We start from the raw sequence: 18,196 nt of genomic DNA, 5'->3' as shown, positions 1-18,196 counted from the left end.
AATGCAAGAGACCAATAGGGTAGGTATATGAGACGCGCAAAAATTGTGGCTACGTTCGGCCCGGCAATTGCCAGCTACGAAAACACCCTCGCGGTGCTGGAAGCCGGCGTTGACGTCGCCCGCATGAACATGAGCCACGGTGACTACACCGTGCATGACAACACCTACGAGAACGTCCGCAAGGCCGCGTCCGACCTGAGCAAGGCAGTGGCTATCATGGCCGACCTGCAGGGTCCCAAGATCCGCCTGGGCCGCTTCGTTGACGGCCCGCACGCCCTCGCTGTTGGTGACATCTTCACCATCACCACCGAGGACGTTCCGGGCACCAAGGACATCTGCTCCACCACACTGAAGAGCCTCACCGAGGACGTCAATGTGGGCGACGCCCTGCTGATCGACGACGGCAAGGTGGCACTTCGCGCCATCGAGGTTGACGACGTCAAGGTGGTCGCCGAGGTCACCGTCGGCGGCATGGTGTCCAACAACAAGGGCATCAACCTCCCCGGCGTGGCAGTCAACGTCCCCGCGCTGAGCGAAAAAGACGAGGACGACCTGCGCTGGGCCATCCGCCGCGGCGTTGACCTGGTGGCGCTGTCATTCGTCCGGGATGCCTCGGACATCACCCGCGTGCACGAGATCATGGACGAGGAAGGCCGCCGCGTGCCGGTCATCGCCAAGATCGAAAAGCCGCAGGCCGTGGAGCAGCTGCCCGAGATCATCGACGCGTTCGACGCCATCATGGTGGCGCGTGGCGACCTCGGTGTGGAACTGCCGCTGGAGGAAGTGCCGATCGTCCAGAAGCGCGCCGTGGAGCTGGCACGCCGCTGGGCCAAGCCGGTCATCGTGGCCACCCAGGTCCTGGAGTCCATGATCGACAACCCCCGCCCGACCCGTGCAGAGGCATCCGACTGCGCCAATGCCGTGCTGGACGGTGCTGACGCCGTGATGCTTTCGGGTGAGACCAGCGTGGGCAAGTACCCCATCGAGACGGTCAAGACCATGGCCCGGATCATCGAGTCCACCGAGGTCCATGGCCTGGAGCGCGTTCCTCCGCTGGGGACGAAGCCCAAGACGCGTGGTGGCGCCATCACGCGTGCCGCCGTCGAAATTGCCGACCAGCTGGATGCCAAGTACATCTGTACCTTCACCCAGTCCGGCGACTCCGCCCGGCGCCTTTCCCGCCTGCGGCCCATCAAGGCCGTGTTTGCCTTCACCCCGGTGGAGCACGTGTGGAACCAGTTGGCGCTGACCTGGGGCATCCAGCCGGTGCTGGTCCCCATGGTGGGGCACACCGACGAGATGACGTCCCAGGTTGACCGCAGCCTGCTGGAAATGGACCTGGTGGACGACGGCGACCTGGTGGTAATTGCCGCCGGTTCCCCTCCCGGAAAAGCCGGCTCCACGAACATGCTGAAGGTCCACAAGGTGGGCGACCTCGCCGACGCAGGCAGCCAGGGCGGCGAGCCCGGCAGCAACCGTGAGAAGCTCGGCCCCTGGCCGGAAAAGAAGAAGAAGAACCAGGCCACCCAGGCCTAGGCTTCAACGAAAAGGACCCCTGCCGGTTGGCAGGGGTCCTTTTCGTTGTGCTGGCCGTTTGGTGACCGTTCGAGCCTTGGGGCCGGGCCGTCGTCGTACTATCCCGGCCCGGCCGGGGCCTAGTTGACCTGGTTGATGATGGTTTCGGCGACCTCGCGCATGCTGAGGCGGCGGTCCATGGAAGTCTTCTGGATCCAGCGGAACGCTTCCGGTTCCGTCAGGCCCATCTTGGTGGTCAGCAGGCTCTTGGCTCGTTCGACGAGCTTCCGGGTGGCGAACTGCTCCTGGAGGTCGGAAACTTCGCTTTCGAGGGCCTTGATTTCCTCGTGGCGGGAGAGTGCGATCTCGAGGGCCGGGATGAGGTCAGCGGGTGTGAAGGGCTTGACCACGTAAGCCATGGCGCCGGCGTCGCGGGCACGCTCCACCAGTTCCTTCTGGCTGAAGGCGGTCAGCAGCACCACGGGGGCGATGCGGGCCTTGACGATCTTCTCGGCCGCGGAAATGCCGTCCATGACGGGCATCTTCACGTCCATCAGGACCAGGTCCGGCTTCAGTTCCTCGGCGAGCTGGACGGCCTTCTCGCCGTTGTCCGCCTCGCCCACGACGTCATAGCCTTCACCGCGCAGGATCTCGATGATGTCGAGGCGGATGAGGGTTTCATCCTCTGCCACAATGACGCGGCGCGCCGGCTGGGACGTGGGCTTGGACTCCGTCTGTTCAGTCACGGGATCTCCTTGAAAAGGTACGGCGGGACATCACTATCTTAGGTGCCACCGCGGCTGTACTTGGCTTGCAGGGTTCGTTTGCGGCGACGGCGGCGCGATTCTGGAATTCAGCCTATCTGCATGTAGAGTAATTCCGCGTACGTGAAGCGATCGCGTTGCTCACAGTCAGCTGTGGGCGTACTTTCGGTTCATGTAATCCGCGCCCGAGTGGCGGAATTGGCAGACGCGCCGCACTCAAAATGCGGTATCGAAAGGTGTGTGGGTTCGAGTCCCACCTCGGGCACAGTGTTTCCGCAGGTCAGAAGCCTGTTTCGTCTCTGCCTGTTGACAAATCCGCCCAAAGTGTTGACAGCGGCGTACCGTTTTCTGTGTGGCCAGCATTCGCAAACGCACCAAAAAGGACGGTTCATCGTCCTACATGGTGCTGTGGCGGGACCCGAAGAGCCGCGAGCAGCAGGGCCTGACAGTTCCGAGCGCGGCCGAAGCCGAGACCCTGAAGCGGTTGCTTGATGCCAACGGTCAGTCTTTTGAAATCGCCCAGCACGCCATTCTGACGAACGAGAAGCGTCCCCCAACTGTGGCGGACGTCATCCAGGAACACATCGACCTGCTGGTCCGCCCGTCGAGTGGGACGATCAAGACGTACCAGACGATGCTGGACCTCCATATCCGGCCATTCGTCGGTCACGTTCCAGTGGACAAACTTGATTATCGCGTCATGGCGCACTGGGTGAAGTCGATGCTGGCGAAGGGTAAGGCGCCCAAGACGATCCACAACATCCACGGTCTGATTTCAGCTGCGATGAACACCGCCGAGATGCTGGGCTACATCAGCCGCAATCCTTGCCGGGGCGTGCAGTTGCCGAACATTGAGAAAGCTGAGGATGAGGCCATGTTTCTGACCCACGTTGAGTTCAGCCTCATCATGGAGGGCATGGGGGAGCGGTACAAAGCCTTCACCAATTTCCTTGTCATGACGGGTACCCGCTTTGGCGAGGCCACTGCCCTTACCGTGGCCGACGTCGACTTGCTCTCCAAACCACCCACCGCTCGGATCAACAAGGCATGGAAGCGGGACGGGCAGAACCAGTTCTACGTTGGCCCGACCAAGACCGGAGCCGGTAAGCGCACCATCGGCCTGAACCCCGCCCTGGTTGAGCTCCTGATCCCCTTGGTGGCAAGCAGGCCAGGAAAAGAACTTGTGTTCACGTCGCCGAAGGGCGACCGGATCTATCACAAGCTCTACTGGGATGACTACTGGCTCCCAGCCGTTCGAACGGCCCAAGCAATCGGCTTGACCAAAAACCCGCGAATCCACGACCTGCGCCACACGCACGCGTCCTGGCTGATCCAGGACGGCGTCCCCCTATTCACTATCTCGCGCCGGCTCGGGCACGCCTCCACGAAGACCACCGAGCAGGTTTACGGGCACTTGATGCCTGAGGCATTGCAGGTGGGTGCCGACGCCACTGAGCGGTCCGTGACGGCTTTCCAGCGGCTGTAGCGAGCCTTCAGGGGGTCGGCGCCGGCGACTACGGATCTCGGTCATGTTGGCGAGTCCTGCCGGGTGCATGAACTGGGAAACGTGCACCTATTCCTGGGAGACGCTGTGGATATCGAATTTTTTGAGCCTGCCGAAGCAGCAGCGCTGATGCGCTGCACTGAGTCTTGGCTGCGTGACGGCGCGACCAGCGGAAAGTTCCCTCACGCTTGCTGGGGCAAGGGAAAGATCATCTTTACGTCAGAGCACATCCGGGAAATTGCGAGATTGAGTGAGATCCTTCCCGGCGCGGAGTCCAAGCAATCAACGGAGCACCCCCTGACCAAGCAGCGGCTCATAGGGACCCGTTCCAAGGGTCGCCTGGCCACGGTGAACTGAGGTGAACTGAGGTGAACTGACCAGCGCCTTGCAGTCTGATTCCTACAGTGCTCCAGCATGTGTCCGGCACTACATGTCCTCTTACCGACTTCGCGAGGTGGTCGAAGTTAGCGTGGAACAACTTCCCGCAATAAAGAAGGGCCATTCAATCATTCGCTCCATCGCCCCAGTCTTGACCGCTGCCGCCGCCCTGTTCCTCGTTGGTCCGTTGGCCGGTTGTGACTCTGCCGCGCATGCCATCGCGGGCATCGGATCAGCTCCAAGTAACCCTTCCGGACAGCCGGTGGGCGGTGGCCCTGCCCGAGACGCAGCCCAGGCTCTCGCCCAACTCGAGAGCATCCCGGTCAAGGGCCGAGCCCCGAAGACTGGCTATACCCGCGATGAGTTCGGGCCCGCTTGGGCCGATACTGACCACAACGGCTGCGACACACGCAACGACATCCTCGCACGCGACCTGACCGGGGAGACGTTCAAACCCGGCACAAACAATTGCGTCGTCGCGACCGGCACTCTGGCGGATAAGTACACGGGCGCCACTATCAAATTCGTCCGCGGCCAGGACACCAGCTCAGACATCCAGATCGACCACATCGTCCCACTCAGCGACGCATGGCAGAAAGGTGCCCAGCAGCTAAGCGCGGTCCAGCGTAAAGAACTCGCGAACGACCCGCTAAACCTCACGGCTGCTGACGGGCCTACCAACAGCGCCAAAGGCGACAAGGATGCCGCCACATGGCTTCCGCCGAACAAGGCGTTCCGATGTGAATATGTAGAGCGGCAGACAGTAGTCAAAGTGAAATACAGTCTCTGGTTCACGCAGGCCGAGCGAGACGCCATCGCCGGCATCCTGAAGGTTTGCCAGTAGCCATGATGCGATCACCAGCATGGGCGTTCCTTTGCCTGGATCGTCAAGGCCATAAGGTACACACATTTGCTACGGCTGATGCGGCACTGCTCAAAAGACGTGTACCTTCACGAGCGAGGTGTCGGGAGAGGGAGGCGCTCCCAACGCGCCGGAGCGCTGGGCCTGCTAGCTGTAGTGGTCGCCCGGGCGTGAATGCCTGGGAGGCAAGTTCGCGTCAAGCGCGCGAATTGGCCGCCTAGTATGGCTACCAACCATAGTATGGCTTTCCATACCCGGCTTATCGTGGCTCATGACCGGCGTGCGAGTTTGAAGGGGAGCGAAGATGGCGAATGAACTCGAACTTGAGATGTGTCAGTACGCCCATCCAGTCGATGAGGTGATGTCGGTGCTCGAAGCGGCATGTACTGAGCACGAGCGCGTCAAACGCCTGGAACGCGACGGCGACGCGCTGCGCTTTGACTTTAAGATGCCGATCCTCGCTCCGGGCGGCTTATCATGGGTACTCCGGCCGACGCCCTTCTTCAACGGAACCGTGGTCTCGGCGTTCGTCATCAAGGGGATCTCGTACCAAGGTTCAAGCGCCGCCGCCGATCGCGGAAAGGTGAAACGGCTCCTTGAAGCAGTCGCGACGACACTCGCAGGCAACGCGGAGGCCCCGAGTTCTATCCCGTTGGTTGCACCCAACTTCGGCGAGCAGCATGCACACCTGCGTCAACAGGCCCTGCTGGCCTTGGACCACGCCGAGCACTGCGGGGAACAGGGCGACATGATCGGCGAGGAACTTGCCATTGCGCGGTCGGAGCGCATCATCTCCTCCGTCAGTGGGTCCTCAGCGGGCGAGTGGCTATCGGCGGAGATCCATGCACGAATGGACGCAGGACGGCTACGCCGAGACGTCGAAGACTTGGGCGAGATCGGCGAAGAACTCAAGTTGATGAGTGACCGAATCCTCTGCAAGAGACGGGTCAAAGATTTGGTTGAGACCACAGTCAGACCACTGGATGCTGACGTCACAGCATTAGTCGAGGACGGCGGCAACACGGAGACCTTGACAAAGCCTTCGTTGACACGAATGGCGGTGCGCGCGGTGCTCCCGAGGGCCGTGAACTTCGTTCTGAGCCACCCGCAGTGGAAGTTGGTGGTCCCCACTGACCCCGCAGCGGCCGATCGCGTCACCGACCTAGCGGTGCGCGTGAACTCCATGTCGGGTACGCTGCCAGACGGAGAACCTCAGTCCCGTGCCTCGGTGGCTCCCGCAGCACCTACGGCGTCACTGGCCGATCAACTCCGCGACCTAGCCGCGCTGCACCGGGACGGCTTACTCACCGAGGACGAGTTCACGAGCGCCAAGGCGAAGCTGCTTGAAGGCTAGAAATTGCCCTTCGGCGCCGTGCCAACCACCGAAGAGAGCTGTGGCTGGGCCTTTCGTACAGAGGTCCTTGTAACCTCTTGCGACGCCTGCACCACGGTTCCTCAAGCTTGACAACGTTTGCGATGAGCTGAGCATTTCCAGCTCCGTGCCGGAGGTGCCCGGAAGCGCTACTGCCGCACCGATGGGGGAGGAAGCTCCCCGGATTTTGCCCGTGCAAGTGGTTTCCGTGAGGGCAACATCGTGCAGCGGACCATGCAGACGCCACTCGGTGAAGTTCGGGACATGGTCACGGGCGGTGCCTGCTACCGCCTATTCGTCGCCAGCCACGTCTACGGCTGGGGAGAACCCCCCGACATTTCGACGGCAACGCCTCGATAGCCGATATGGTGCCGGGGCGTTTTGCTGTCTCGGGCCCCGTGCTCAGTAGCTGAACATTTCCAGGCCAGACCGGCCCTCGAATTCCGGATCCAGCGTGCCGGTACCCTCCACATCGGTTATCTCCTTGGCTTCCTTGACCGAGTAGGCGAAGCCGATGCCCTCCTCCCGGGACTGCCATCCGAGCCGCTCCTGGTACTTGGCCACCACTTTGTTCGTAGGTTCGTCGAACGATTCGCCGCCGATCCATTGGCCGGCGTCGTCATACAGGGCGGTGATGTAAACCCGAGGGAACTCGAACTTGGTGGTCACCCACGCTTCCAGGATGTGCCAGGTGAAGAAGGAGGCATTCGGTTCCACTTTGAGGATTTCCTCGGACATCTCGCGCAGGATCGGCGCGTGCTCGGGTGACGGTGCAGGCATGATCTTCCTCCCAGTTTTTCGTCACAGCGTAACAGCGCTGTCCGTTGGCCTGGCGAGAGGAACCGGCGAGTCCACGCCCATGGGCCCGGATCACCCGTCCGCCAGAAAGTTCTCCATGAGACACTCCTCATCGTCCGCTTGATCGGCGCCGCGCTGCTGTTCTCCTCGACGTTGATCGGGTCGAAGAAAGAGACTGGTAGACGAACATTCGGTGTCCTAGCGGGATGGATAGGCTGAGATCACAACCTGCTCGTGTATCCGTCCAGATCACGAATCGTGATGCGCCCTGCCCCGTCAGCACCGAGGACACCTTGGAGGGCGCGGGTCTGCTTGCTCCGTGAGGGGGCGTCGAGGACGATGGTCTTTGCGCCTTCGTCGCCGTGGATAACGCTCAGGTCTGCATGAGAACGGGACAGCACCGAGGGCGGGTCAGCCTGACGCCGCACCCGGCAACCGCGAGGATCGCTGCGATTGAGTATTGCGGCTGCTATTCGACTTCCCATGTTGCACCCCTATGCCCGGCCACCTCTTGGTGTTCAGACCAGGCCTGGGTTGGTGGCAGGTCTACAGTGTGCGGAAGGCGAAGCGTGATGAGACGACGCGGGTCATGCACGAGATGAGCTACCACTGCTTCTGACCCCTGCCTCGCGCCGGCATTCGTTTCCGCCCTGACTCTGACAGAATGGCCGGGTGAATGCGACTGGGGATCAAACCACACTTCATCCGTACTGGGACGTCTGGCAGATTGTGCAAGGTGCACTGGACGCTTCCAAGCCCGCCGCCGCGGCCACCGCCTTCCATTGCGCCGTCAGCCTGATGCCGACCGAAATACCTGCGGCGGAGAAGAACCCGGCTCTGATGCCGGAGTCCTTTAGGGAGCTTCGCAAGCTAGAGGTCTCCGACTATGACCGTGCTAAGGGCGTCACCTCTTACTTCGCTTACCCGCTCACTGACCAAGGTGCCCTCGCATATGCCGCAGCGCTTGGTGACATAGGCTCCCTGGCCATTCTGGACAGCTTCTGCGGCCGCTTCGGATCGGAAGAACCGAAGCCCTGCAGCGATGATTACCTTCGCATAGTGGCCAAAGTCCGGGAAATTGTTGCAGCAAAAGAGCTGACCGACATTAAGGACGTGCGCAAGGTCTTTTCAGCCGAGGACCGTGTCCGGCTTCGATCGGTCTGGCGAGCCATGCGGGACGCCGGGCAGTTGATCGTTGAAACCAAGGGCACCAAGATCCTCTTCCACCGCACAGCCCCTGAACCTGCGCCTTCCCCGGCGAAGCCTGTCCCTTTCAGGAAGGGTATGAAAGTGGCCGAAGCGCGTCTCCTGGAGCTTCCGCCGCGTTGGGGTTCAGTGGACGCCGGTCGACCCGCCGACGGCGAAAGTCCCCTCGACGGGTGGACCACCGCAACCCCGGCCGGAACCCCCCTTGCTAAGGCATTGCAGCGCACGCGAACGGCCGAGCCTTTGTCGGCGGGGGCCAACACCTGGCTGCAGACCGGTTTCGGGAAGCGGGCTGACGGGTCGCGCTATTTTCCCACCGAGGTAATTGGCCCGGACGGCTCCGTCCTTGATGCGGTTGACTTGGAACCGGGCCGGTTTAGGTCTGACCCTCAGGGTGATTGCGTCGTGTCCGTCGACAGCGATGTCATCGCCCGCATCTACTCTCTTGACGCGAGGTTAGTAGCCGCTTTCGATATGGGCTCATCCCCGGAAGTACTGGACGTGATGCGCAAGTTCGGGGACAGGAGCCTCCAGCCGAGTTCGGCTGTGCGCTCCGTTCATGCCTCAATTGCCCAAGGACTCCTGGTGGTGAGCGTTATCGACCATGTCTTCGTCTACAAGTTCGACGGCGAAGTGGTCGCAGCCCTTCGACTCAACGAGGCAGTTAGGGAACACCTTTACGAGGGTGTTTCCGTGGGCAGCAGTTCGCGCCCGGACTGGGCATACTTCGTGCAGTTGGCGGCCGGTGGCGACGATGTGTTCATCGGTGCTTACTCCGGGCTTCTGCTCAAGATGAAGTTCAACGGGGACTTGACCAGGTCGTGGAACATGGACCAGGCGCCGATGTTATTGCGCGAGACACCGGGAGGCATCGCCGGCTTGGTCGGCATGAGGTTCTTCCAGGCGAACGGTGGGGAGCCGGTCGAGTATAAGCAGGCGGAGTTCAATCAGATTCCGGAAGTCATAGGCAAACACGTACTCCTGAAAACCCGGAAAACCTGTGCTGTGTTCGACTTGGAGTCATTCCAAGGCTGGAAGGTCGATCTCCCCGAGGCGCGGAGGGCCGCGTATCTGGTGAACGGCGGCCTCGTCATGGAGACCACGAAGAGCCGTTACTCCTTCTGACAGCCCCGAAGCCCGCTTCGTCCATTGGACGGGCGCGCGTTTTCGCACCGTAGGCTTACGAGTTTTTACCGCCAGTACGGATCAGCTGCAACACGGAGTCCTCTTAGCGCCCCTGCGATACCGGAAGCGCCTGGGGCAAGGAATCTGCATCCCCGCCTTCCAGAGGGCTGGCCCGCTCGTCGTTGCCCGATTAGATCCGCGTCAATTCAACTCCCTAAATTTCAGGACTTGGCCGCAGGAACAGCTGCGCTGCCCGTTGGGGTGGTGATGCTTGCCCGTCACTGGGATACGAGAAGCTAACGGGGCAGTCAGAAACCCGTGGCCGGGCAGCGGCTTGCCCTAGTCGCCGCACTTGCCCTTATCGCCGGAGCTGGCCTGTTCCTCGGCCTTGGGAGCGGCCGGCCTACGATACATCGTGCTGTTCGGAGAACATAGGACTGCGTTGAAGAAAGGCCAGTAAAACCGGTGGGCGGCCGTCCGGTCTGAAGAAAAGAAACACCCTCTCCTTCCGGTCAAGGGGACACTCAGAGCCGATCCCGTTTTGGCTCGCCTGTCCTGGGAAATCTACGGATACACCTTGGTGTAGGCATCCCCACCCCAACGAACGTCTTCCGGACACTCGAAGCATTGCCGCCCGAAACAGGAGAGGTTCCACTTGAGCACAGTTGCAGGTGATGGCTGACGACTCTTGTTGCAGCCCGGAGTGCTGCGCTGCGATGTGGCGGCCCCATAACTGAACGGGGAGCGTGTCAAGGGACGCCACCCCGTCCCGTCCATGGATCGGGCGCTTTCCCTCTGTAGGGGCAGCTTGTCAGCCGTAAACCGATTGAAAATCCCGTGCGGGTGTCGCCGGTACGCCGGACTTCTCCGGTCCTTAGCGGCGACTTCCATGTCTCGTGTAAGGCCTGGCTGCTTAGGGAGTGTAGAGACCAAATCGCCCTACTTACTCGTGACGGTGTTGGTCACAGCCGCCAGTTTAGGAGTGATTGGACCCATACGAAGCTTGAAAAACGGCAATATGTGGAGACAGAACGTGTATCCTCTATCTGAGGTTACGAGCAACCGTAGACATCAGCCCCCCGACCGGGGCTGTTTCGCTAAAAGGGCCCCGGTGGCTAACGCTCGACTTTTTCTTAGCGGTTTTCCTGATTGTGCACATCTTCTGATTCCTGGGTCGGCAGGACAAATCGGAGGATTCCTGTGGCCGTTGCAAAAAACCTGAAGAAGACAACGCGCCTTGTGGCTCGTGCTACTGGGCAAAGCTATGCACAAGCACTCAGACTCCACACGGCCCAAGGCTTTCCAATCGTCTGCGCCCCTACCCCGCCCCAGGAAGAGTTGGAAGGGGCACTGCTTTCCAAGATTGGTGACCTATTTCCCAGCACGATGGACGGGGCGGACCACCTCTTCGACTTAGGCAAGGTGGCGCCCACACCAAACAGCCTGATGCTTGGGCCAGTGGCTTCCGCGCTGCTTCCCAGGTTAGCCCTGGACCTCATGCCCGTACTCGAGTCCCCACATGTATCAGCGGAGCTATACGGCGTTCCTGGACTTAGAGTCCGCCCTCATCCGGTCGGCCTCAGCCTCCTCCGGCACGAACTGGATGCTGAAATCATCCTCAAGGGCACTAGTGCCCGGGAATGGGAATTGGGTCACCAGTCAGGGCTGGTTGAGGAACATCGACTTGGTATATGCCTGGCGGTCCGCCATCCTGCAAGCTGGACAAGCATGGAGATGGAACATCACAAGAACGGCCTTCCAGAGGACCCAGTGTGGCAAAGCGCTCTGCTCCGTCGGATCGGTTTGATAAGTGAACTGCGTCCTCGTGTAGTGAGCACCTATTGGTCACACGGGCAGGGTGTCGTTGTCGAGGTTCAGCATCAACAGATCGATGCCGCTGCTGTAGAACATTTCATACGGGACTTCACCTCGCCTTTGCTGTCACCCGAAGTTGTTTACATTCCAGAGGACGACGACTCGTGCCGTGGAGATGTGACCCGTTCGGTCCAGTTCGTGACGCCGAGGAGTCCACACCGCCTGACGATACGCTTCGTTCAATTGCGGCAGTTCTAGCCTCAGCAGCAAGAACATCAGCCGCCGCGGCCATTCCTGCATAGATACCAGCATGCACAATCATCGAGAGGGCGAAAACGCTCGCGCCGCCATCTACACCCGTATCTCCAAGGACATGGCATTGGAAGGCCTGGGTGTTGCCCGGCAGCTGAAGGACTGCCGGGCACTGGCAGAAAAGTACGGCTGGACTGTCGTCGAGGAGTTTGAAGATAACGACGTATCGGCTTCCGGGGGGAAATACCGACGTGGCTACGAACGGCTGAAGGCGCTGATGGAAGCGAAGGCTGTCGACGTGGTCGTTGTATACGCTGCCGATCGCCTGCACCGAAACCCGAGAGAGCTCGAAGACTGGATCGACCTGGCCGCTCGGACCGGAATCAACGTTCATTCCGTGATGAGTGGAACGATTGATCTGAGCTCCCCTGATGGCAAGACGGTCGCACGGGTCGTTACGGCATTCGCGGCTGCGGAAGTAGCGAAAACTAAAGCTCGGATTCAGAGGAAACACCTTGAGCTTGCTGAAGCTGGTGCATGGACTGGCCGTGCCTGTTACGGATACACGGCTGACGGGAAAATAGTTGAAGCAGAAGCTGCGGTGATTCGAGAGATGGCTGCTCGTGTCCTGCATGGTGAGGGCCATAACGCGATAGCCCGAGATCTGACAGCGCGTGGAATTCCTACCGCCCAGGGAGCAAACTGGCGGGCAGCAAGCATTAGAAACATCCTCAAAGCACCCCGCATAGCCGGACTCCGCGTTCACCACGGAAAGATCGCCGCCAAGGGTCAGTGGGAGGCCATTGTGTCCGAAGAAACGCTGGCGATGCTCAGAGCCAAATTGGCCCCGGGCCGCACCGAAGGCAAGAAACGTGGAGGTGCCCGAAAACACCTGCTGACAGGGTTGCTGGTCTGCAGCAAATGCGGAACCGGAATGGTGAAATCCATAAACGGCAAGAGCAAGAAGCCTTCATACCGATGCCCCCGGAACGCTGGAGCAGCGGCGTGCGGCGGAACAACCATCGTTGCAGCTGAAACAGAGGCATGGCTTGCCGAGGCGGCCTTCCAGTTTCAAGACGCGCGAGTCGTGGACGAGGAAGACAGAACGGGGGAGTGGCTGGAAAAGATCGGCGCCCTGGACGCCCGTCTGGAAGAGCTCGCCGCGGACTACGGCAGCGGGGTCATTTCGCGGAACGAATGGTTGGCGGCGAGGGCAGCCGTAGAGCGGCAGAAAGCCCAATACCCTGTCCCTATCGTCCGGCCCCGGGAATTGACGACGGGCGCCATGCTGAGGGATGCCTGGCCCGATATGACGACTAGTGCCCGTCGGGCCGTTCTGGACGACATCTTTGTCAAAGTCGTCGTCATTCCGAGACGCCAGGTAACCGGTTTGAAGTCCTTCGATCCTGGTCGGCTCGTCCCCGAATGGAGGGTTTGAGCGCCCAGCGACAGCCGTGCTGCCGACCCATGCATAGAGAGCAGCATGGACACAAACGAGGAAAGCATCATCGACTGGATCGTCGCTACCAGGACCGCCCAAGGTCTGAGCGGAACGGTCTCGCTCGACCCGGCACTCCATGCAAGAACTCTTGGCGCCGTAGACCGAGTGGCCGCAGAAAAAGCACGCGGAGATGCCGCTCAAGGAAGCCCCGCGGCGTGAGTGCGCGACAGCTCTCCTGTTCAGGGTGGCCCGGCACAACTGTCAAACGCAGACCTGCCGCGGTCCGCATGACGCTCAGAGTAACCCCTCCGACCAAGACGCCAGCCGGAACGAGTAGAGGACTACCTCACCAACTGTTGACGGATTTTCGCCGAAGATGGCTGTTTGGCTTCAGACGGTCAAAGCGGCTTATCTTCGCCTACCTCGTAAGTCCCATGTTCTGGTTGCGTGCCCGCAAGGGATCTACGGCATGAATGGTCTCCTGTATCTGTGGACCTTCAATCATCTACGTTGCTCGAGCGCCCGGAAAACCAGGCCGAGATGCCTTTTCGCCCCGGCTCGATTCCGGCCGGCAGCTCCCGGTCCAGGTCCCAGGACTTCACGCCCTCGGCTTCCCAGATGTCGAAGAGGTCGTCGGACCGGTTGCCGTGCCTGTATTCGGCTTCTTCGGGGAAAACGGGTAGGGCGTCCAGGAAGACCACGTGCCCGTCCGGCAGGTCCAGCTGGGGCATGAAGTCGTCCGGCCGCTCCGTGAGAACCCAGCCAGTGAATTTCCGGCTCTCGATGATATTCCAGTCACCTGCAACGAAGACGCCGTGCTGTGGGACTGTCCCGGACTCGCGGACGTTCAGGGCCATGTTGGCGAAGGCTTTCAGGACTTCCTGTCCGCCGTGGTTTACACCGGCGAACAGTTCCACGGCGTGCCGGTGGTCGTCCTTCCGGTAGTGGCCGGCGCCCGCGGAGGCGTAGAGGTGGACCCCGAGCCTGGTTGTGCCTGCGGGCCATTCAAAGACACCCATGCGCTTCCCGGTCCGGGTGTTCATCTCGTGCAGGACCGGCTCGGCGCCGATGGCATTGGTGTAGTGCTCGTGCAGCTCGTCGATCACAGCATCTCCTCGATGTCCGGGCATTGAATGTGGACGTGTTCCGGCTGGCCGGGGTCATCTCCCCAGATGCTGGTGGCGGCGTCCTGGGTTCTTGTCCTGAACGTGGCGATGCTGTCGAGGTAGACGGTCTGGACATCGATGAGCCGCCGGCTGGAGTGCAGGAGGCCCTGATGGAGTTGCATCAGGGAGGGGTCCTCAGGCGGGGTCGGCCCAATGGTCGCTGTCACCGGACCATCAATATCGTGCTGGACGGCGACTCCCCAAGCGTTCTGGCTGGTCCAAAAATTGGCGACGCCGTCGATGTCGGGGATGACGAGCTCCTGGTCGTCCTCGGACATGAGCCACATCAGGGCATTCGGAAACGCGACGACGGTCTTGAAGCCGCTCACTCGGCCGGATCGATCAGCTCGGGTCCGTTGTTTCTAACGCTGTTGACCCGGGTGCTGATGATTCGCGGGATCAGGATCGGCTCCGGCAGCGAATCGAGCAGGTGCTGGATGTCGGCCTTGTCGGTCAGGTCCGGGTCCAGCCACTCGGCGAAACGGTCCCGCGGGATGATGACCGGGCTCCGGTCGTGCACGTGCCCCAGGGCGTCCTGGGCCGTGGTGGTCAGGACGGTGCAGCTGAGCAGCCAGCGCTCCGGGTCGTCCTCCGGCAGGGCCGGATCGGCCCACCATTCGTACAGGCCGGCGAAGCCCAGCAGGGGCTCCTTCTCGGAGTACAGGTAGTTCGGGATCTTCTTGCCGTCCTCGGTCTTCTGCCACTCGTAGTAGCCCTCGGCCGGAACGATGGCCCTGCGCTTGACGGCAGCCTTCCGGAACGATGGCTTCTCCAGGATCGATTCGCTGCGCGCGTTGATCATCTTGGCGCCAATCTTGATGTCCTTCGCCCAGGAGGGGACCAGACCCCACTTCGCGATCAGCAGGTGCCGGTCAAGGGTTCCCTCATCCAGACGCTCAGCCACAATTGGTACCGCCTGGGTAGGCGCCACGTTCCAGCTTGGCGGAGGCGGCGTGCCCTCCACCTCCTTGGCCTCAAAGTGGCTCAGCAGGTCACCGGTGGCCTTGGACATCACGTATCTGCCGCACATGGGCCCATTCTGCCTGATCACCCGCCGACGGTTGGAGAGCACCAGCCTGAATGGCTAATCGAAGACACTATGCGGCGCCGGACCTCAGCAGTCGGAGTGCACATGTACGTTGGAGTCCATGACCCAGAGTGCGATCTTCGTTGATGCCGGCTTCCTCATCGCAGTAGGCGGCACGCACGTCGCCGGCACTTCCCTGCGCTCGGCGTTCAGGGTCGACTACGACAAGCTCGTCCAGGGCATCCTGAAGCGCACGGCTGAGCACTCGGGCCTGGATGTCCTGCGGGTCTACTGGTACGACGCGTCGAAGGACGCCCTGTTCACCGATGAGCACAAGCGCATCGGCCTGTTGCCGGACGTGAAGGTCCGTCTGGGACGAATCTCGTACAACGGCGAGCAGAAGGGCGTGGACCTCAAACTCGGCCTGGACCTGGTCGGTGTCGCCCGCAACCGGGCCGCGTCGGTAGCGTTCCTGATGTCGGGGGACGATGACCTGGCCGAGGCCGTTGAGGAAGCCCAGGACCTGGGCATGAAGGTCGTCCTGGTCGGCCTGGACAACCCCAACCACCGGCTCGGGGTCACCTCCGTCGCCGAGCACCTGGCGCTGCGCGTGGACAGCATCATCACCCTGCCCACGGACCTGATCGAGGAATGCTTCACCAAGACCGTGGCCGAACAGCCGCGGCCCACACCGGCCGTGGCTGTTCTGCCGCCGGCACCCGCTCCGGCGCCAGCCGCCCCGTCGGGACCCCGCCCGTCAGACATGGCCGCGCGCCCGGCACCTCCCCGCGGACGCATCAACTTGCCGGCCCCGCCGCGGCAGCACCGCTCCGAGGCTCATTTGGTTTACAGCTCCGGCGGCACCGGGCCTACAATCCTGCCGCCGGAGGACAGCCCCCTGGACGTCGCCTTCGAGGTCGGGGAAAGCGTCGCCACCAACTGGTACGGCACCATCACGCAGGGTGAACTCATCGAGCTCTTGGCCGACCGGCCCATTCTGCCGGTGGAAATTGACCGGGTGCTGCTGAAGGACTGCGCGCAGCGGATCGGCGAATACAAGACCGATCTGCAAGGGGTGCGCCGCGCGCTTCGCGAAGCGTTCTGGACGAAGCTGGACCAGCTCATCTGACTACCTGTCGCCCGCCGCGGGAACGGATACCAGGTAGCAATAAGAGTCACCACCGTCCCCGTGTAGCAACTTTCCTGCCCGCTATAGCCGTAGGCGAGAAGGAAGCCTCGCATCTCCCGCTGATCCAGTGCCATGGCCCAAGGGTCGGTTGCGGGAGAGCTCGGGCCGGGCCGGGCCGGGGACCGGCGTCGGAAAGCCGGAGCGCTCCATGGGCGAAGGGATCAGGTGTGTTCGGTCTTCGGCGCGCATCCAGTGGGGGGTGGCGGCCAGCAGTGGGGCGTGGTCAACAACGGCGGTGGCATCGAAGGTTTCCCATGCAGTGAACTGGTACTCGTCCAGCAGACTGCGCTTGACCCACTTGCCGGGACCGGGCACGTTTTTGAGTGCGAAGTTAGCGGTGAGGCAAAAGAAGTCCTCTGATAGCTCGTGCCTGGCAGGGAACCACTCGTCCCACGCAGCGATGCCAATACGCGCTGCAGGGGAGTCGGTGCTGGTGCCGGGAAACTCCTTCAGCACAGAGGCGACCCGGCGGTAGATTTCATGACGGGGATCGCCGGCACGGTCTTTGGGCCGGTCGGGGTGGGGTGCGGCGATGAAAAGGATAGTGAGCCCTGAAGTTTCCAGGGGGCGTTCGCTGAGCAGCTGCGCCCACCGGCGAACTTTGTTTTCCAGCGACTTGGACGCGGTCGCTGTGAGCTCGTAAGCGATCCGCATTCCGTCGGTGCGGACGATGGTCCCGTCGGCCCGACGGTTGTCCGGGTTCTTCACTTTCTTGCCGAGCCCGGAGCCGGCGAGCAGGTCGACCGAGGAGAACTTCTCACCTAAGACTGCACCGATCGGTAGGTACTCGGCGGCGCGGAGGGCGAGCTCGGTGGAGAGCAAATTGTGTCTGTCGTGCTGGCCGCCACCCGACCAGGGATAGCCGCCGGTGACGGAGATCCATTCTGGCCAAGTGAGCTCGGGCGCGATGAGCTTGTCGAAGGTCTCCGTGTTGGACGGCCTATACAGGCAGTTGCGGTTGAGAACTGCCTCGGAGACCTCGGGAGCGGAGTAGGTGCCCACGTCGAGCAGGTGGAGTGAAATGGAGGCGGCGACGTTTGACGACGCCGAGTTTAGGTAAAGATGGGAACCGGTCATCGCGGCGAGCTGCTCGGCAGAGACGGTGCGCCAGGAGTCGACGACACCCCAGGCAGCGAGGCGTTCTCTGCGCCCCCGGTTGATGGTGAGCAGCCGCATGGCCTCGTGCTCATCCATCAGGTAGCGAGCGTTCACCGACGTTGGATTCGCTTCCTTTCGTTGCTGAAGGAGCGGCCGATTGGACCAGGTCGCCTGGGACCCCGGCGCCCACAGCCGGTCCCAGTAGGGGTCGCGGCGGGAGTGGGTCGCGAGCTCGTCGTTGGGGCAAGCCGAGGGAACAAGAGAGGCGTGGACTGAGCTGGAGGTGGTGCGGCTCGGGGTTAGATTGGTGACGGTGGAGCTCCTGTGACGATGGGACGACTGTAGCCTTGGACGGCTGGTAGACAGCGATGCTCGGACGGCCGGCAGCAGTCCAGCACTCCAAACCATGCGTAGGTGAAGGCCTCGTTGGCTTTCTAAATGCCTCTGATCCTGAGAAACCCCAAGCCCGGGATAACCGCGATCGGCAATGGCGGTCCGGGTAATACAAACCCTGGTTATCCCCGGACAACAGGACCGGGCCGCTCGCCCCCGCTTCAGGCCCCTGGGGTTGCCCGCAAATCGTGGACAATTGATCAGGCGGCTTGTGCCGGCTGAGGTTGTGCTGTGGAGAGCAGTAGCTCGTGCTCCACAGGAGTGTTGAAGCCCAGAGCTGAGTGCAATCGG

At 61.8% G+C, this 18,196-nt stretch carries 14 protein-coding genes and 1 tRNA gene; 9 read left to right on the top strand and 6 right to left on the bottom strand.

Annotation, left to right across the window (positions count from 1 at the left end; translation table 11 throughout):
* The first annotated feature begins 27 nt into the window (after positions 1-27).
* Complete coding sequence (gene pyk / locus J2T23_RS17460) at positions 28-1,536, top strand: pyruvate kinase (protein WP_141160734.1); 1,509 nt, start codon at positions 28-30, stop codon at positions 1,534-1,536.
* A gap of 119 nt (positions 1,537-1,655) precedes the next feature.
* On the opposite strand, the gene J2T23_RS17455 is transcribed toward pyk, so the two are convergent.
* Complete coding sequence (locus tag J2T23_RS17455; protein ID WP_009358190.1) at positions 1,656-2,261, bottom strand: ANTAR domain-containing response regulator; 606 nt, start codon at positions 2,259-2,261, stop codon at positions 1,656-1,658.
* Positions 2,262-2,462: 201 nt separating this feature from the next.
* Between J2T23_RS17455 and J2T23_RS17450 the strand changes: the two genes are divergently transcribed.
* The 5 genes from J2T23_RS17450 (at position 2,463) to J2T23_RS17430 (ending at position 6,377) form a co-directional block, all read left to right on the top strand.
* Positions 2,463-2,544: transfer RNA gene (locus tag J2T23_RS17450), tRNA-Leu, on the top strand.
* Positions 2,545-2,631: 87 nt separating this feature from the next.
* The gene (locus J2T23_RS17445) at positions 2,632-3,765 is read left to right on the top strand and encodes a tyrosine-type recombinase/integrase (protein WP_307362054.1); all 1,134 of its coding nucleotides are present in this window, start codon (positions 2,632-2,634) and stop codon (positions 3,763-3,765) included.
* A gap of 105 nt (positions 3,766-3,870) precedes the next feature.
* The gene (locus J2T23_RS17440; protein WP_307362052.1) at positions 3,871-4,140 is read left to right on the top strand and encodes a hypothetical protein; all 270 of its coding nucleotides are present in this window, start codon (positions 3,871-3,873) and stop codon (positions 4,138-4,140) included.
* A gap of 73 nt (positions 4,141-4,213) precedes the next feature.
* On the top strand, positions 4,214-5,005 hold the full coding sequence (locus J2T23_RS17435) for an HNH endonuclease family protein (protein WP_307362050.1): 792 nt from the start codon (positions 4,214-4,216) through the stop codon (positions 5,003-5,005).
* 322 nt (positions 5,006-5,327) lie between these two features.
* Positions 5,328-6,377 (top strand): SHOCT domain-containing protein, encoded by a 1,050-nt coding sequence (locus J2T23_RS17430; protein WP_307362047.1) that lies wholly within the window; start codon positions 5,328-5,330, stop codon positions 6,375-6,377.
* A 420-nt stretch (positions 6,378-6,797) separates the two neighbouring features.
* On the opposite strand, the gene J2T23_RS17425 is transcribed toward J2T23_RS17430, so the two are convergent.
* Positions 6,798-7,175, bottom strand: a complete 378-nt coding sequence (locus J2T23_RS17425; protein ID WP_307362044.1) for a hypothetical protein — start codon at positions 7,173-7,175, stop codon at positions 6,798-6,800.
* A gap of 690 nt (positions 7,176-7,865) precedes the next feature.
* Between J2T23_RS17425 and J2T23_RS17420 the strand changes: the two genes are divergently transcribed.
* Entirely contained in the window at positions 7,866-9,524 is a 1,659-nt protein-coding gene (locus tag J2T23_RS17420) for a hypothetical protein (protein WP_307362041.1), read from the top strand.
* 2,125 nt (positions 9,525-11,649) lie between these two features.
* Positions 11,650-13,029, top strand: a complete 1,380-nt coding sequence (locus tag J2T23_RS17415; RefSeq protein WP_307362038.1) for a recombinase family protein — start codon at positions 11,650-11,652, stop codon at positions 13,027-13,029.
* A gap of 500 nt (positions 13,030-13,529) precedes the next feature.
* Here the strand turns inward: J2T23_RS17415 and J2T23_RS17410 are convergent, their stop codons facing one another.
* From J2T23_RS17410 to J2T23_RS17400, 3 genes are read right to left on the bottom strand one after another with little or no spacing between them, the layout of a single operon-like run.
* Positions 13,530-14,138: a suppressor of fused domain protein gene (locus tag J2T23_RS17410; RefSeq protein ID WP_307362035.1), complete on the bottom strand. Its 609-nt coding sequence runs from the start codon at positions 14,136-14,138 to the stop codon at positions 13,530-13,532.
* Positions 14,135-14,527, bottom strand: a complete 393-nt coding sequence (locus J2T23_RS17405; RefSeq protein WP_307362032.1) for a hypothetical protein — start codon at positions 14,525-14,527, stop codon at positions 14,135-14,137. Before J2T23_RS17405 ends, J2T23_RS17410 begins: the two co-directional genes overlap by 4 nt.
* Positions 14,524-15,228: an SOS response-associated peptidase gene (locus J2T23_RS17400; RefSeq protein ID WP_307362030.1), complete on the bottom strand. Its 705-nt coding sequence runs from the start codon at positions 15,226-15,228 to the stop codon at positions 14,524-14,526. The genes J2T23_RS17405 and J2T23_RS17400 overlap by 4 nt, the downstream gene beginning before the upstream one ends.
* Positions 15,229-15,346: 118 nt before the next feature.
* Here J2T23_RS17400 and J2T23_RS17395 point away from each other — a divergent pair, with 118 nt between their 5' ends.
* Positions 15,347-16,354 (top strand): NYN domain-containing protein, encoded by a 1,008-nt coding sequence (locus J2T23_RS17395; protein ID WP_307362026.1) that lies wholly within the window; start codon positions 15,347-15,349, stop codon positions 16,352-16,354.
* An 81-nt stretch (positions 16,355-16,435) separates the two neighbouring features.
* On the opposite strand, the gene J2T23_RS17390 is transcribed toward J2T23_RS17395, so the two are convergent.
* Entirely contained in the window at positions 16,436-17,626 is a 1,191-nt protein-coding gene (locus tag J2T23_RS17390; protein ID WP_307362025.1) for a hypothetical protein, read from the bottom strand.
* Positions 17,627-18,196: the final 570 nt, after the last annotated feature.

The organism is Pseudarthrobacter niigatensis (assembly GCF_030812615.1).
Lineage (GTDB): Bacteria > Actinomycetota > Actinomycetes > Actinomycetales > Micrococcaceae > Arthrobacter > Arthrobacter niigatensis.
Note: the sequence above shows the minus strand (reverse complement) of the source record. Positions and strands in the feature narration are given on the sequence as shown.